This is a genomic window from Blautia ammoniilytica (genome assembly GCF_025566965.1).
In the GTDB taxonomy this organism is placed as follows: domain Bacteria; phylum Bacillota; class Clostridia; order Lachnospirales; family Lachnospiraceae; genus Blautia_A; species Blautia_A ammoniilytica.
The window spans coordinates 35,477-50,597 of record NZ_JAOQJL010000014.1; the positions used below are offsets into that span (position 1 = coordinate 35,477).

The 15,121-nt window shown below is 37.9% G+C and carries 17 protein-coding genes; 9 read left to right on the forward strand and 8 right to left on the reverse strand.

What is annotated here, in order from left to right; genetic code table 11:
- Window positions 1-12 precede the first annotated feature (12 nt).
- The 6 genes from OCV61_RS08530 to OCV61_RS08555 form a co-directional block, all read right to left on the reverse strand.
- Window positions 13-1,719 carry an ABC transporter ATP-binding protein gene (locus OCV61_RS08530; protein ID WP_055230833.1) on the reverse strand — a complete coding sequence of 569 codons (1,707 nt, stop codon included), beginning with the start codon at window positions 1,717-1,719 and terminating at the stop codon, window positions 13-15.
- Window positions 1,694-2,710, reverse strand: coding sequence for a S8 family serine peptidase (locus OCV61_RS08535; RefSeq protein WP_055230834.1), 1,017 nt, complete (start codon window positions 2,708-2,710; stop codon window positions 1,694-1,696). The genes OCV61_RS08530 and OCV61_RS08535 overlap by 26 nt, the downstream gene beginning before the upstream one ends.
- A 136-nt stretch (window positions 2,711-2,846) precedes the next feature.
- A complete protein-coding gene (locus OCV61_RS08540) occupies window positions 2,847-3,020 on the reverse strand; it encodes a hypothetical protein (protein WP_262582753.1) in 174 nt (57 codons plus the stop codon).
- A 40-nt stretch (window positions 3,021-3,060) separates the two neighbouring features.
- Window positions 3,061-3,225, reverse strand: a complete 165-nt coding sequence (locus tag OCV61_RS08545) for a hypothetical protein (protein ID WP_207685128.1) — start codon at window positions 3,223-3,225, stop codon at window positions 3,061-3,063.
- Between the two features lie 60 nt (window positions 3,226-3,285).
- Entirely contained in the window at window positions 3,286-4,311 is a 1,026-nt protein-coding gene (locus OCV61_RS08550; RefSeq protein WP_055230835.1) for a radical SAM/SPASM domain-containing protein, read from the reverse strand.
- Window positions 4,312-4,323: 12 nt separating this feature from the next.
- Window positions 4,324-5,550, reverse strand: a complete 1,227-nt coding sequence (locus tag OCV61_RS08555; RefSeq protein ID WP_070104146.1) for a radical SAM/SPASM domain-containing protein — start codon at window positions 5,548-5,550, stop codon at window positions 4,324-4,326.
- A 553-nt stretch (window positions 5,551-6,103) separates the two neighbouring features.
- On the opposite strand from OCV61_RS08555, the gene OCV61_RS08560 reads away from it, so the two are divergent.
- Both OCV61_RS08560 and OCV61_RS08565 read left to right on the forward strand, forming a co-directional pair.
- A complete protein-coding gene (locus tag OCV61_RS08560; RefSeq protein ID WP_055230837.1) occupies window positions 6,104-7,855 on the forward strand; it encodes a hypothetical protein in 1,752 nt (583 codons plus the stop codon).
- A gap of 20 nt (window positions 7,856-7,875) precedes the next feature.
- A complete protein-coding gene (locus OCV61_RS08565; RefSeq protein ID WP_055230838.1) occupies window positions 7,876-8,586 on the forward strand; it encodes a hypothetical protein in 711 nt (236 codons plus the stop codon).
- A 276-nt stretch (window positions 8,587-8,862) separates the two neighbouring features.
- On the opposite strand, the gene OCV61_RS08570 is transcribed toward OCV61_RS08565, so the two are convergent.
- On the reverse strand, window positions 8,863-9,417 hold the full coding sequence (locus OCV61_RS08570) for an ImmA/IrrE family metallo-endopeptidase (protein WP_055230839.1): 555 nt from the start codon (window positions 9,415-9,417) through the stop codon (window positions 8,863-8,865).
- A 47-nt stretch (window positions 9,418-9,464) separates the two neighbouring features.
- Window positions 9,465-9,926, reverse strand: a complete 462-nt coding sequence (locus OCV61_RS08575; protein ID WP_055230840.1) for a helix-turn-helix domain-containing protein — start codon at window positions 9,924-9,926, stop codon at window positions 9,465-9,467.
- A 285-nt stretch (window positions 9,927-10,211) separates the two neighbouring features.
- Between OCV61_RS08575 and OCV61_RS08580 the strand changes: the two genes are divergently transcribed.
- From OCV61_RS08580 to OCV61_RS08610, 7 genes are all read left to right on the forward strand, one after another.
- Window positions 10,212-10,775, forward strand: coding sequence for a hypothetical protein (locus OCV61_RS08580; RefSeq protein WP_055230841.1), 564 nt, complete (start codon window positions 10,212-10,214; stop codon window positions 10,773-10,775).
- A gap of 261 nt (window positions 10,776-11,036) precedes the next feature.
- On the forward strand, window positions 11,037-11,342 hold the full coding sequence (locus OCV61_RS08585) for a helix-turn-helix transcriptional regulator (RefSeq protein ID WP_207685126.1): 306 nt from the start codon (window positions 11,037-11,039) through the stop codon (window positions 11,340-11,342).
- Between the two features lie 514 nt (window positions 11,343-11,856).
- A complete protein-coding gene (locus OCV61_RS08590) occupies window positions 11,857-12,264 on the forward strand; it encodes a type II toxin-antitoxin system PemK/MazF family toxin (protein ID WP_008791988.1) in 408 nt (135 codons plus the stop codon).
- Between the two features lie 6 nt (window positions 12,265-12,270).
- The gene (locus OCV61_RS08595; protein ID WP_002304418.1) at window positions 12,271-12,507 is read left to right on the forward strand and encodes a helix-turn-helix domain-containing protein; all 237 of its coding nucleotides are present in this window, start codon (window positions 12,271-12,273) and stop codon (window positions 12,505-12,507) included.
- A 117-nt stretch (window positions 12,508-12,624) separates the two neighbouring features.
- Window positions 12,625-13,248, forward strand: coding sequence for a helix-turn-helix domain-containing protein (locus OCV61_RS08600; protein WP_008982548.1), 624 nt, complete (start codon window positions 12,625-12,627; stop codon window positions 13,246-13,248).
- A gap of 4 nt (window positions 13,249-13,252) precedes the next feature.
- Window positions 13,253-14,626, forward strand: coding sequence for a tyrosine-type recombinase/integrase (locus OCV61_RS08605; protein ID WP_008982547.1), 1,374 nt, complete (start codon window positions 13,253-13,255; stop codon window positions 14,624-14,626).
- An 85-nt stretch (window positions 14,627-14,711) separates the two neighbouring features.
- Window positions 14,712-15,017, forward strand: a complete 306-nt coding sequence (locus OCV61_RS08610) for a hypothetical protein (protein WP_002304425.1) — start codon at window positions 14,712-14,714, stop codon at window positions 15,015-15,017.
- Window positions 15,018-15,121: the final 104 nt, after the last annotated feature.

Consider the following 15,121-nt stretch of genomic DNA (forward strand, 5'->3'; position numbering starts at 1 on the left):
TCAGTACTCCTGTTAGATGTTATAAAGATGATAATATATTCCTTTTTGTTCTAAAAGCTGATCATGATTACCATGCTCCATTATTGTGCCATTATTTAGCACATATATGGTGTTTGCATTTTTAACTGTAGAAAGGCGATGAGCAATCAGAATTATGGTTGTATCTTTAAATGAATCTAAAAGGATTGATATTATCTTTTCTTCCGTTTCGTTGTCAAGCATAGATGTGGCTTCGTCAAAAATAAGAATGGGATTTTTTTTCAAGAGAGCTCTAGCTATAGAAATACGTTGTTTCTCACCTCCAGATAGTTTTATTCCATTTTCACCTACCACAGTTTCTAGCTTATTGGGCAGGGTATTGATAAATTCGTGTAGACCGGCTTGAACAAGTATATGCTGTAATTCTTCATCGGTTATTTCTTTGCCTAAAACGATATTATTGTAAATAGTATCGTTTAAAAGAAATATATTTTGACTGACAATACTGATTTGTCCTCGCAAGCAATCAATATCAAAATCTTTTATATCAATTCCATCTACAGTTATAGAACCACTTATACAATCCCATAATCTAAATAGCAGATGCATTAACGTTGTTTTTCCTGCACCACTTTGTCCAACAATCGCATAAATCTCTCCCTTTTTGAATTCCATAAAAACATCATGCAGAACAGGCTTTTTTTCCTCATAGTAAAAAGTCACATCTTCAAATTTGATATTACCTTGTATTGTTTTAGTCTGAGTACCATTTTTAACATCTATTTTAGTATTCAGCAAATTATTTAATCTATTCCATGCTATATTGCAAGTTGTTAGATCGTTATTAAACTGTACAAGCTGTAAAATCGGTGCTATAAATCTTTGAGAATATAAATTAAAGGTAACTAAGCCGCCATACGATAGACTACCGATAATAACCTTATATCCACCATACCCCAGCAGTACAGCAATAGTTACTGCATTTATGAAATTCAGAACAGAATGATTAAGTGCAATAGTATATCCACCTTTAATATTCGCTTTTGCATAATCCGTTTCTAATTTATTGTGTTTTTTTTGAAAAAACTCTTTTAAACCTCCTTCAGAGAAGGAAAATAAATTGCCAATCATTTCTTGAGCAGAGCTGTTCAATTTTCCGATTGCATTGCGGATTGAAATTGTTACTTGTTCTATTTTCTTGTTGTAAAATCTTTGGGCAAGATACAATATAATTTGAAATGCAATTAAAATTAAAAGCAAATCAAATTGCAATGTAATTAGAAAAAACGCTAATCCAATTACAGTAATCAGGTTTGACACAAAATTGAAAAGCGATGTGGTCAATATACTTGGAATTTCTTCTATGTCCCTATACATTGTGGTAAACAAATCTCCACTATTGTAGTTCGACATAAAGTTCCCTGATAATTTATTTATATGTTCAAAGCAGCGTGATCGTAACTTAATAACTAAGGTACGATTAAATTTACTTATGTTTCGCTGGTATAATATTTCGCAAATTGAGCCTATTGCAGTCGTTATAACAATAAGCATGGTATAAAAGATTAAACTGTCAAACCTTAGCTTTGTAATAGCAACATCAAAGACTTGCAATACAAAGAAAGGTGTGGATATTTTCATTATTCCGCTAATAATAACGAGAAAAAAATTTAAAAAGTATGTGGTTCTATATCCCTTTGTAAGAGGAAATAGCTCACGAATCAATTTTAGTCTTTTCATCTACTATCCCTCCAATCAATTTTCCAATACTATTTATCGAGCATAGCGAAGTATATTTAATATTGGAATGGTTTATAGTAATTCCGAACTGCTTTTCTAAGTCAATTATTAATTGCTTGATTTTATTAGTATGTATGAGTCCATTCTTAAATAAATTTGTATTCAAATCAACAACTATATTATCTCCCCATCCCATAATATCACTCAGAATTTGATGTACTGCTACTAAAACCGATTGATCACAAACTTGTTGGTGCCCTATTACATATGTATCTGTAAAAGCAACAATATCATTTTCCGTCCAGTCATTTCTTGTTGCGTTTTTTTCGAGTATTAGACCAGCACTTTCTAAATTGAGTATCATATTATAATCCGTTTCTAACTTGAGTAATAAACCAGAGATCACTGCACACGCTCTACTATTTCCACTAAACATAAAATAGTTATCGAGGGTCCAGGATGTAAAGGTCGGTGAAATGTCTGCTATACATTGGATGTCTTCTTTTGAATTATACCAATACTCTTCAGAGGAACTAAAGAAACTTCCACGTACACCAATTACTGACGGATATGCTGCTGGAAAACTTTGGCGATGTCCATTAGAAACCGATGCAACAATAATTTTTCCCTTTTTTTGTAGCGCATCGCAAATGAGTTTAAGATTTACGCTTCCTACTTCCTCAAGTAATGATAAGCTAAGATTTATAATATGATATTTTAAATCCATGCAGTGCTCTAGTGCTGCTTCAAGCACAGGATAAACCGTTTCTAAATTCTGATCTAATATTTTGATGATATAGAATTGAGTTTCTGGAAATATAGACTTAATAGTATATGCACATGCTGAACCGTGACCATTATCATCATCAAAACTATCATCACAGCATACATAGTTTTCCTCTACATAGAAATGTTTCCCACCAACTAAACAATCGCAAAAATCTAATTTATTTATCCCACTATCTATAAGTACAACAACTTTTTTATCCATATACTTGCATTCCCATCATTTTTTAAAAAAGAAGGCGGCAGTCTTACACCGCCGCCTTCCGTTTCTATATTAGCCGCCTCATTCGCATTTATTAATTATAGTATGACGACAAGTACAAGAAATTACCACTCAGAGATTACCACCAAGTCGTAGTTTTGGGAGTGTAGGCGGTATCATAGTAGACACAACCTTGTGTATTACCGTCGAGTTTTCCAACCCACACTTTTTTCTCCGTGCAATCATCAGCACAACCTTGACCACGAACTTTCAAGTTCAAGTTTGTGTTCTGAATTTTATTGATTTTCATCATAAAACACCACTCCTTTCAAAAATTGACTAAAAGGCAAGGTTTACCACCATGCTCCACGAGCAGTATACCCAATTGTATACCAGCAGCCAGCTTCCCAACCATCAGCTTCTTTTTTGCCAGCCCAGATCTTTTCCTCGCAGTTGTTTGTACAAGCTTGTCCCTGAACCTTCAATGGAAGAGTAGTTTCAATCTTTTTAACCTTCATGTAATTCACCATCCTTTGTTTTTTTGTTTCATGGAATAACGAGGCGACTACTATAAACGACTATAAATTTGCAATATTCCTTTGCAAATAATACTCAGAAAGTTTAACTTTCAAGTTTTCAATACTACAAACAATCGCTGATGGAGTATGAAGACTACCACACATTACTTTATTGATCATTCTACAACGAGTGGTATTACAGTAATTGTATCTCGAGCATCCTATACATTCAGTAATTTCAATTTTATCCCAACCAAGTATCTCCGTTACTTTTTCTTTATTTACCCCCTCCTTAATTGTGCCAACTACAAATTCCGGTATACCAACAGTAACAACACAGGGATATATTACACCATCGGTATCTATGCTAAATGTCGATGTACCTCCGTTACATGGAGAATTAGCCATTTTCGATAAAGCATCGTTAATAAGCCCTACATTGGTTATCTTGTCATAATCTTTGATATAATCAATAATTAACTTTCCCTGATCTAAAAGGATCTCCATGTCTTTTTCTGTCCAGTCATTACAGAAAGTATCAATAACAGGTACAATAGTTGTAAAACCTAAATCTAAAAGGTGCTTTACACTTTCATAGAGTGTCGATGCTGTTTGGGGGTTAATAGTCATTCGTGCCTTTACATCACTACGTTTCTCCAATAATTTTTTTGCTTTTTCTACGACTACAGCATAGGAACCTTTTTTATTAGCAAAAACCCTATTAGCATCATGGGCAGATTGAATACCATCAATACTGACTGATATTTCTGAATAGTGTTGGCTTAAAAAATCAATCATTAAATCAGTCAATAGAGTAGCATTTGTGGTAATTATGTATTGGACATTTTTGACTTTTTCATTCAGCCTTTTGATAAAGTATTGAATTTTATCAAACTCAATCAAAGGTTCTCCACCATGAGTCACAATAGATACTGTTTTATCTGAACAACTTCTTTGCTTCTCTACGATAAAATTCACAATACCGTCTAACACATCGTATGACGTTGAACGTACCATTTTATTACATTCATAGCAGTATGTACAATCCATATTACATTGATTGGTAAAAAATATGGTGTAATTCAATCAATCACCTTCTTATTTCCAAATATTTTTCAAAATCTCTTTCTTATAAGCACATCTTTCCTTGAATTCTTTTTCATCTATTTTATACATGGGATAAACACAAGACCAGCAAAAATAATTTATATTACAATTCTTGCAGGGTTCAAATTCACTTGGCTCAAACTTTTGCACGCAAGGACAAACGAAAAAGCCATCATTCGTATAGAAAAGTTTTCTCAAGTCATCAATTTCAGACATAGTACCAAGTCTAAATTCAGGTTCAACAAACAAATTACACGGGAAAATATCTCCATTGGCTTCTATAGTAATCTGATTATACCCGGCAGTGCAGCAGCAAGTGCGACACTCTGAATTTGTCTTTTTATCTTCCTGTCGTAAGAACTCCGTAGTAACTACATTATCCAAAATATCTTTATTCTCTTTTGCTCGACCTTCGTAAGATAATGCTCTCAGCATAGGAGTTGTATTTAACGATTCATTCAGCTCCATAAACTGTTTAGTATATCTCACATTGTTTGCACTTAAAACCATAGAAATACTAATCTTACTAAAGCCATGAGATTGAAGCAACTTTATGCTTGAAACAACCTTTTCAAATACCCCTTTGCCTCTTATAACAGCACATGACTCTTCATCTGCTCCATCAAGACTAATATCTATGCTATCAATTTGGCTAACGATTTCTTTAACGTTCTTAGGAGTGATCAAAGTGCCATTGGTCATGAGGGTGATTTTTCCATTATATATGCTCCGTAAATATCCCAATATTGTCAAAAAGTCTGATCTCAGCAAAGGCTCTCCGCCTGTTAGCGTAATGTTTTTGGGATTAGCAGCTACAATTTTATCGAGAAACGCACAAATTGTTTTTGTGTCAAAATGTTCTTTATCACTTTGACCAAATGCAGCATTGACCATACAATGAATACACTTCAAATTACATCTATGTGTAATTGCAAAACTAATATTTTCAATAATTTTTTCATCATCATTATATAGACAGTTCATTGAGTCTAATAATTTAATGAGCTGCTTCATATATTCTCGATCCTCGTCATCAGCAAGACTTTCAGACAAGGCACTCCACGACAATCCTTCCTTATTACACAATTCCAAAATATCGTAACACTGTTTTGGAACTTTAATCCACTGACCATTGAGCCGATTGAATATAATAGCTTGATCCTCATTAAACATAAACTTAGCCATGTTCGAAAATCGAATTCTCTTTGTATCCTCCACTTTAATTGCCCCCATATTAAAATTAATCTTTCGAATTGTACGAATTGCACATTCCATGTTGTTACATTTACACAACTAATAGGCGCAAGCAGACATTGGGATTTGTTGTTGTGTACTATATTTCTTATATAGTATACCACTTTATTGTTAGGATTGCAACAATGTATTTGATTTCCACATTTAGAATTTGACACAGGAAAGTTATGCAATACCAACAAAACTGTACCTATCAAGTAACTTTACAGCCATCATCAAAGATGATGTTCGAAGGGGATTGGGGATGTTGCCCCAACAAGCAATTTTTGAAAATTGAGCCAAAGGCGAAATTGAAAAAATGGGTGAACCTGTACAGGTTTACACTGCTTGCCAAAGAGTGTACACCTTGATAGGAATGTTGCACAAAAGTTATATTCGATTTTGTGTGTAAAAATACAAAATGACTATTTTGGTGGTGACAAACAAGAGAATTTGTGCTATACTGATCATAATATATTGATCATAAACAGAGAGTGTTTATTTTGAGAGTGTGGTGATATAGTTGCGAAGTATGAGTATGAAACGTAAGGTAACTATCGGGATGATAGCGTTACTTACTAATATGATATTGTACACCGGCTGTAGTAATTCTAACGTATCGTTATCAAATTCTTCACCGACTTTACCTGAAGTAAATGAAACATCCATTGCAGCGGCTATTGAACAAAGCGCCATGGAGGATGGTGGATATAGATTTGCAAATGCTGAATTTGAATCACAATTTAGTGTTTATGCCACATATTATATAAGGATGGCAAAAGAATATGCTGGTTGGTCGCAGTCCCCAATATCTCCAGAAACCAAAAGTGAAATTGAAGAAAAGTTTTTAAATGCTTCTGACATGGATTTAACGGATATTTTTTGCGCTATTTCTTTACTGGGAAGTAATGAAAACTTGCCTGCAAAAACAAAAGAAAATATTTCATCTTACTTAGATTCACTCTATGATAAAGATTTAAAGTGTTATACACTGTTTTATAATGGCGAAGGTAATGAGTATATATTTAATATATATGCGAACTACCTAGTGGACTTTATTTCCAGCTCATTGAATATAGAAATGAAGCCTATTGATGATTGGCTTGAAAAAGCAATTGAAGAGGTTTTTGTATCAGATGAGATAATTGCAGATAACTCCAGTGCGTACTCTATGTTTTTTGAATTGGCAAAGAATCACAACATAGAAGTTCCGGAAACATCGATAACTGCTATCATCCAAATGTTTGAAAATACTTTAGACAATATGGATGAACTGGACAATCAAAATATATATGTGCCTGTATTCTTAATGGATTATTTGGACTTTTCGAGATTTGCGGGCTATGATAGTTCAAAAAATCACGACAAAGTTATACGTGTTTTATGTGACGAAAATGGCGTAAAGAAAGATGCATTTGTTGAATATGATGCGTATGGTTTGTACGCAACTATACGTGCTTTAAAACTTGCAAACTACAATTTTGAAAGTTGTGTTCATTTTAGAGAGGTGTTTAATGAGTTCGATTCTTTTCTGTTAAGTGAAGATTCGTATATGTCTCCTGGATATGTGGAATCAAATTTTGTGGACACTTATTATGTGGATGCTTTAATTCATGATTTGGGTATAGATTCAAGTAATACTATTAGTCAATATTGTATAGAAAATAAACCCGCAATTCTTGAGAGCGATGTATTAAATATATACTATTTTCTTGAATTGTTGCAAAGGAATGATTTGTTAGAGCTTGTGGACGCTGAGCGTGATGAGATTATACAGAAGCTATCTTCAAGCATTCAAGTCCTAGCTAGTGACCCATCATCCATAAATGCGAACTTACCTAAAATTAATGGTTGTATCAAAGGATTAAAAATTTTAAACGAGAATCCACAATTCTCTGAAGAATACTATGATGCTATAGTAAAAAATTTTTCTGTGAGTTCTGATCAACAACAAAAGGCATATGATTTAGCCGGATTGATTGAGTTCATTTGTTTAGTATCTCCAGATAACATAGACGATTCCAAAGAATATTGCCATCAATTAGAAACAACATTAATTCAATTGTCATCTGAAGATGTAAGTAATAAAATAATGTTGCAAAAAATGGCATTAAATGTTTTTGAATTAAGCAACTATGTTGTCACATCAGAATTTAATCAAATAGTAGTAAACACTTTGAGTCAATCGCAAGATGAAAGCGGTCTATTTAAAGGAGGAGATTCCAATGATGATCTTGTAAGTTTTCGTAGTACCTATGATGCAGTTGTTTTGTGTGAAAGTATTAACTAAAATGTAAGGAGGTAACGTGTATGAAGAAAATGTTAAAAAGTGCATTGGCGTTAGCTATGGGAGCAGTTATGCTCATGCCGGTTACTGCTTTTGCAGCAGAAGATGAACCTACCCTCATTTCTACTCAGGAAGTGGCTTTGAGTCCTTCTGGTGCAAATACCAGAAGTGCTGAAACCAAGGAATTCACCTTGAGCACTTATGAAGATAACGGTAGGACGGTGTATTCTTTTGATGTGGAAGACGAAGAATATCGTCAGGCCGCTATGGAATATATCAACGAACTTACTGGTGATCCGGGGCCTACTCCTCAGACAAGAGGTATTTTGCAGCCTGGAGAGTCTGAGTATCATAACGATACACAGTATGATGGCGATGCGATGTCTTACGCATGGAAAAGAAATACTGCCGGTCAAACAGATAATAATTTTGAGGGCGGACAGTCATCGCTTTGGTCTGGAAGCGGAAATTGTGACTACATCGTATTGAATCAGGGCATTTCTGTAAGTGGAATTGCAGTTTCTATTTCTTGGCCGCCGTCTGTTTCTGGTAGTGGTAGCAGTGCTTCTTGGCAATCTCAGCCGGTATATGACAATGTTGCTGGAGCAAGTTTTAATGGACTCGTAGTTGGTGGCACAGCTTTTTCTTGTACGTTTAGCGAAAATGGCGATGTGTATGTAGGAAGCCGAATCTATCGTCCGACAACCACCATTAAGTTCAGTTATTTCTCCTAATCAGTGGAGGCACAAAATGAAATACAGTAACTTAGGGATAGGATTACTACTCTTTGCAATACTATTAGAAATGTGTTCTAGTGGTCTATCGGCATTATCCTTATGCTTAGGAGTAGTGGGTTTGGTCATACTGGTTGTATCGTCACTAAAACCAAAAGATAAGTACTAATTATTTGTACGATCAAAAGGGGTTATCGGCATTCGCTTGATAACCCCTTTCATTTGCTTTAAGAAACCTTATTTCAATATAGAATACAGCAAGTTCCAACTCTTTTGCTATTCGTATTCAAAATGGTTTGCATCATCATAATCTCCAAGATCATCTTTCAGGAACTTCGTCTTTCGAATGTACATAGGACTGACTAGTTCTCCTTTTTCGTGCAGAAGGCTGAATTTATAGTCCAGTAATGCTGCGGGAACATAAAGCTGTTTAGCGGTTTCAAAGAAAGAATATTTGGATAAGCATTCCAACACTTCTTTGTCTTCTAAAAGAAGTTCAGCTGCAAAGAAATTTGCTTCATCCTCATCTTGTGAGCGACCATCTAATACTTCCATTTCCTGAAAGCCTTTCATCATTGCAATTTTTGTATGAAGCACTGCGTGTCCCAATTCGTGAGCAATCAATATACGTTCTAACACGTCATTTACATTACTGTCAATGACGATATTTTTTTGTCTGGATTGATAGAAGAAGAACCCTTTCAGCTTTTTCTCCAAATTATAAAAATGAATTTTAATTTCCAGGCATTTACAAAGCTCATAGGGATCTCTAGTATCATATTTTTTTACGAGCTTTCCTACGGTTTCGATAATATGTGCTGCCGTTCTCATTTGCTTCACCTCCAAACTGAACACAGAAAAATACAGATAAGAAATCGTCAGATTTCACTTTGCGCAAGCTTCTTATGTTTTCTGTACTTTTTTGGGGTGAACTTTTCTTTGGCATTCTTTTTAGAGTCCATATAAACTGCCATTAATGCCTGAAAGAATACATCCTTAGCGTCCTCATCTAAATCACCACCAGCAAAGAGCGAACTCACACGTCCCAAAACTTCCTGTGCTTCTTTTGCACCTTTAGCACCAAACTGCTCTCGTGCTTCAGCCAAAAACATATCTTCATCTATATGACTTTGTGTATTGGTTTCCTGATCGTCTAATAAATAAGCTACAGAAACATGGAGAGCTTCAGCTAATTTTCTGATATTACCTTTGCGAGGTATGGTTCCCAACTGTTCGTAAGTGTAGAGGGAGCGTTCAGAGATACCGGTAAGCTGGGCAAGCTCGGTTTGAGATAGGTTCATAGCCAAACGAGCTTCTTTAATTTTTTCTCCAAATGTCATGGTAGTATCCTTCCTTTCAAAAAATATTTATTCATAACTTCCGATTATTTGTTGACAAACTTCTGAAAAATGCTATAATGAGAATCAGAGCAGAAGTTTTAGTTCCACTTAATTATATATCGGAACTTTTGCAAAGTCAAGAACTTCCGATTCTCACTTCTGTTTTTAATCATACATCGGAAGTTATAGTCATTCTTGTCCCATGGTATTTGTTTCCCTTTAGCCAAGTGACAGGAGTTAGAAAGGAATTCTTATTTTATGGATTAGGCTGAAAGGAGATTCTGAATGAGCAGATATAATACACAGGTATTAAGCAGTATTCGAATGCTTTGCCGGATGCGGAACATTAACGAGAAGGTTCTGTATGAAAGAGCAAAGCTGATTTTATCCATATATCGAGAGGTGTGCTGGTCTACCATTGATCGTGCGAATGATGTATGTGATACCCTTATTTGTACTTACGGTGACAGCTTAGATGGTGCATTGATTTATCTGGAGAACTTTGCTCCGGATGAAGCGAGAGAACGATTTGAAGAACGCATCCGTAGCTTATTTGAGACAAAGTGGATCATTGAACTGGTAGATATGGCTATGTTGAAAATCAGAGAATATCCAGATAAAGGCGCTCTGTACTGTGAGATTATCTCAAAGGCATATCTCAACCGCTTCAAGTACAGGGAATCAGAAATGCTGGAGGTTTTGAATATGGAACGCAGCACCTACTATGACCGAAAGAAAGAAGCGATACTGTTATTTGGTCTGTCACTTTGGGGAACAGCCATTCCTAAATTGAAAGATTTCCTGGAAAGTGCCAGGGAGGAAGAAGCCTTGTGTTATTGTGAGTGCTAAGACAGGATTTTAGTCCGACTAAAATCCGATGAAAATACGACGGTTTCCCTACTGAAAGTCCGACTTGTCCAGTGTTAAAATGGCTATGCTGGGAGATAACGGCATAAAATTGAATAGAGAGAGTTACGCCTCGTGCCTGTAATGGGTACGGGGCTTTTTTTATACCTGCCTATCTTCCTTCATTTTAACACAAAGGCATGAACGAGAGCTTGGAGCAATTTACTCCGGCTCTTTTTTTATGCCTGCAAGGAGGACAGGCAGATGGCAAAGGGCATTGAGAATCGGGCACGATCTCCTCCTGCTGTTTTTGATTTTGCAACTTCACAAATTCAGAAACACGGAGGAACGAAAATGTATTACGACTTGATCGAAAGCGGAAAAAGAATTAAAGCTTTGAGAAAGGAACATGGGCTTACACAGGAACAGCTTGCGGAGCAGTTAGGTGTTGCTGCAAACACCATTGCACGAATTGAAACTGGAAACAGAGGTATCTCTATTGATTTGGCAATCGAACTGGTTGTGCGCTTTGAGACAACCCTTGATTACATATTTTTAGGTCGTGAATAACCTCAAAACTATACCTACGAGGCAATAAAAACTTGCATGAGGAACAGGTACAATTTAGATACAGCCAAAGAAAATCGGCTGCTTGATCCTTGAAAACTGAATACACAGTCATCGAATACGTTCCTGTTGCCGGTGCGAGAGCATCAGCCACATCAGCGGTACGCCGAGACGTATCGGACAGAGAAGCAGAACGACTTTCTTCTATAAATTAAGTGCTTGTCTCTCTCCCGATGCCAGCGATCAATACTGGCTTGTAAATATTGGGTTGCTCCCAATACGGCCATGAAAGCAACAGGATTAAAGATACTTCTCTACGGAGCTGGCGGAGAACCCGGCAGAGGTTAGATTCCTATGGAACTGATTCGCAATCAGTCGTTCGGTGATTCCCTGAGGGCGTAAGCCCTCTTTCCCAGGGGTGCGTGGCAAATATGGGACACATAGACTTTTGGACTGACTGCCTGATTCCTTTCGGGCAGTCAGTTATTACATACCCAACGAAAGGAGGTCATGGCACATGATGAAAGAAAATTGGGTATATTGCCGTGGTGATATTTATTGCGCCAATCTGGACCCGGTAGTTGGGTCGGAACAAGGCGGCATCCGTCCGGTTATCGTCATTCAGAACGATACCGGTAATAAACACGCTCCCACATTGATTGTGGCAACGGTCACCACCAGAATCCATAAGAAAGCGAATATGCCGACGCACTTTGTTATTTACGACAATCCTGCATTCAAAGAAGCGTCCGTTGTTCAGCTGGAACAGATTCGTACCATTGATAAAAGCAGGATTGATAATTACTTAGGTAAGGTAACGCCCCGTGAAATGGTAGCGATTGAGAAAGCCTTATCCGTCAGCCTGGCAATGGAACAGCTGAAAAAGCGTCCCACAAAACATAAAGCAAAGAGAACGAAGGAGTGAACATAAATGTTTGAAGAAAGAATCGCTGCCATGAATCAGCGCACCGAAGAAGCGATGGCTGCTAACGCAGTTCAGTTTGATAAGAGAACCTATACGGTTGATGAGATTCAGGATATTCTGGGCATCAGCAGAACCAGTGCATACAACCTTGTGAAAAAGAAAGTTTTTCACAGTGTCCGCATTGGCGGCAGCATCAGAATCTCCAAAAAGAGTTTTGATGAGTGGTTGGATCATCAAATGTAAGATTTGTCAAGGGTGTCGTACAACCCGGCGACAAACTTCAAAACATATTGAAAGTTCGATAAAATGTAGCCATGACAAGAAACACATGGCTACATTTTTTACATAGGAGGTTGTACGATGGCGGAAATGAGAAAACGCACGAGTATGTCTGTTCCGGAAATGGGCAGGATGCTCGGTCTTGGTAAAACGGAGTCATACTGGCTCATTAAGAAGAATTACTTCAAAACCATTCTTGTCGGCAACACCATGAGGGTGATGATCGACAGCTTTGAAGAATGGTATGCCAATCAGTTCAAATATCAGAAGGTCGATGGAACCCCTCCCGGAGAGGAACTGAAGAAAACTACATATTCAATGGAGGAGCTTGGACAGCGCCTTGGGCTGAAAGAAGCGACTGCTTACGAGCTGGTTGCCAAAGGGCATTTTGATGTGGTTGATGTCCTGGGCAAGCGCAGAGTGACCAAGGAGAGCTTTGAAAGATGGTATGCTTCTCAAACCGATTACCGCACGGTAGAGGATCAGGAACTGGATGCAGATATTATGGCATCCACCTACGGTCTGCCGGAAATGGCAAGAATGCTTGGGGTACATCGTCAGACCATTTACTATATCGTTGCCAATGAAGATTTTGAGCTTATCAAGGTTGGCAGATATAAGCGAGCTACCAAAGAGAGCTTTGAAAAATGGTATCAGAATCAGACCCGCTACCAGTTAGCGGAAGATAGACAGGAAAGGAGCTGATTACATGGCATCTATTGTTAAGAGAAAAAAGAAGTATTCTGTGGTTTATACATACACCGATGAGAACGGCAACAAGCGTCAGAAGTGGGAAACCTTTGAAACGAATTCCGAAGCAAAGAAAAGGAAGTTGCAGGTTGAATATGAGCAGGAGTCCGGAACCTTTATTCCCCCTTCTGCTAAAACCGTCAACGATCTTTTGGATGAGTATATGTCAATCTATGGTGTGAACACATGGGCGATGTCTACCTATGAAAGCAGAAAGAGCCTGATTGCAAACTATATTCGTCCCCTCATCGGTGATATGAAGCTGGAGGATGTCACACCGAGAATCATGGACAAGTATTACCGAGATTTGCTTTCTGTCAAAGCGGTTTCTTCTAAGTATGTAAAAGCCCGTACAGAATATCTGACTCCGCATACTGTCCGAGAGGTTCACAAGACATTGCGAAATGCTTTCAATCAGGCGGTCAAGTGGGAATTGATGACCAGAAACCCTGTGGAGCACGCTACGCTGCCGAAAGAAGAACACAAGACCAGGGACATCTGGACAGCAGAAGTGCTCCAGAAGGCTCTGGAAGCCTGTGACGATGATATTCTTCGCCTGGCTATTAACCTTGCCTTCTCCTGTTCCCTGCGAATGGGCGAGCTTCTGGGGCTTACCTGGGACTGTATTGACATTTCCCCTACCAGTATTGAACTTGGTCAGGCAAGCATCTTCGTTGAAAAGGAGTTGCAGAGAGTAAATCGTGAAGCGATGGCAGATCTGGACGGTAAGGACATCATGTTCAAGTTCCCACCGACCTTCGCCAGTACGCATACCGCATTGGTTCTCAAAACTCCTAAGACCAAAACAAGTGTCCGCAAGGTGTTCTTACCGAAAACCGTAGCGGAAATGTTGGTACAGCGAAAGGCTGACATCGAAGAACTGAAAGACCTTTTCGGTGACGAGTTCGTAGACTTCAATCTGGTTTTCTGTTCTTCCAATGGCAAGCCGATTGAGGGGCAGGTTATCAACCGTGCTTTCAATAAGCTGATTGAGGAGAAGGGACTGCCGAAAGTGGTTTTCCATAGTCTCCGACATTCCAGTATCACTTACAAGCTGAAGCTGAACGGCGGCGATATGAAATCCGTTCAAGGCGATTCCGGTCATGCACAGGTCAAGATGGTAGCGGATGTTTACTCCCATATCATCGACGATGACCGCAGACTGAACGCTGAAAGAATGGAAGCTGCGTTCTATTCAGGCAGACAGGCAACGCCTGAGCCGGTTCAACCAGCCGCAACGGAAAGCTCCGCTGATGATAAAGAACTTCTTCTGAAGCTTCTGCAAAATCCGGAAATGGCAGCACTCCTGAAGTCGCTGGCAAAAACATTATAGTAACTGCAAGGGCAGATCCTTTTACATAGCTACAATAGCTGTAAAAGGGTCTGCCCTTATTTTTTTGTTATGGAGGTCAACGAGTATGGATAGAATCTTTATGGACGAGTATTACGAGCATCTGAGAGCTGACAATATCGAGGCATTTTCCAAGGAAAGGAACGACGAATATGTTGGCAGAGCTGAGGAATACAAAGCAGCAAAGTCGGCATTGCTTGAAGGATTGGGACTTGAGCATTTGTTTGACCATAGCCATGAACTGACTCCGAAAGAGAAAGAAATATGGATGCTGTTCGATAGGGTTGATGTAGCAGAGCTTCTGGCAAGGGATGCTTTTGCCAAGGGTGCTTATATGCTCGGCGCTGAGGATAGAGAGATTATGCTGAAATAAAAAAAGACCTGCTTCGGCGGGTCTAAATTACATAGAATCATTGAGTCTGAAAAAACCTTTGAAATTCTTAATAATGCTGGTTGAAAAATCTATTTTGAAATGAT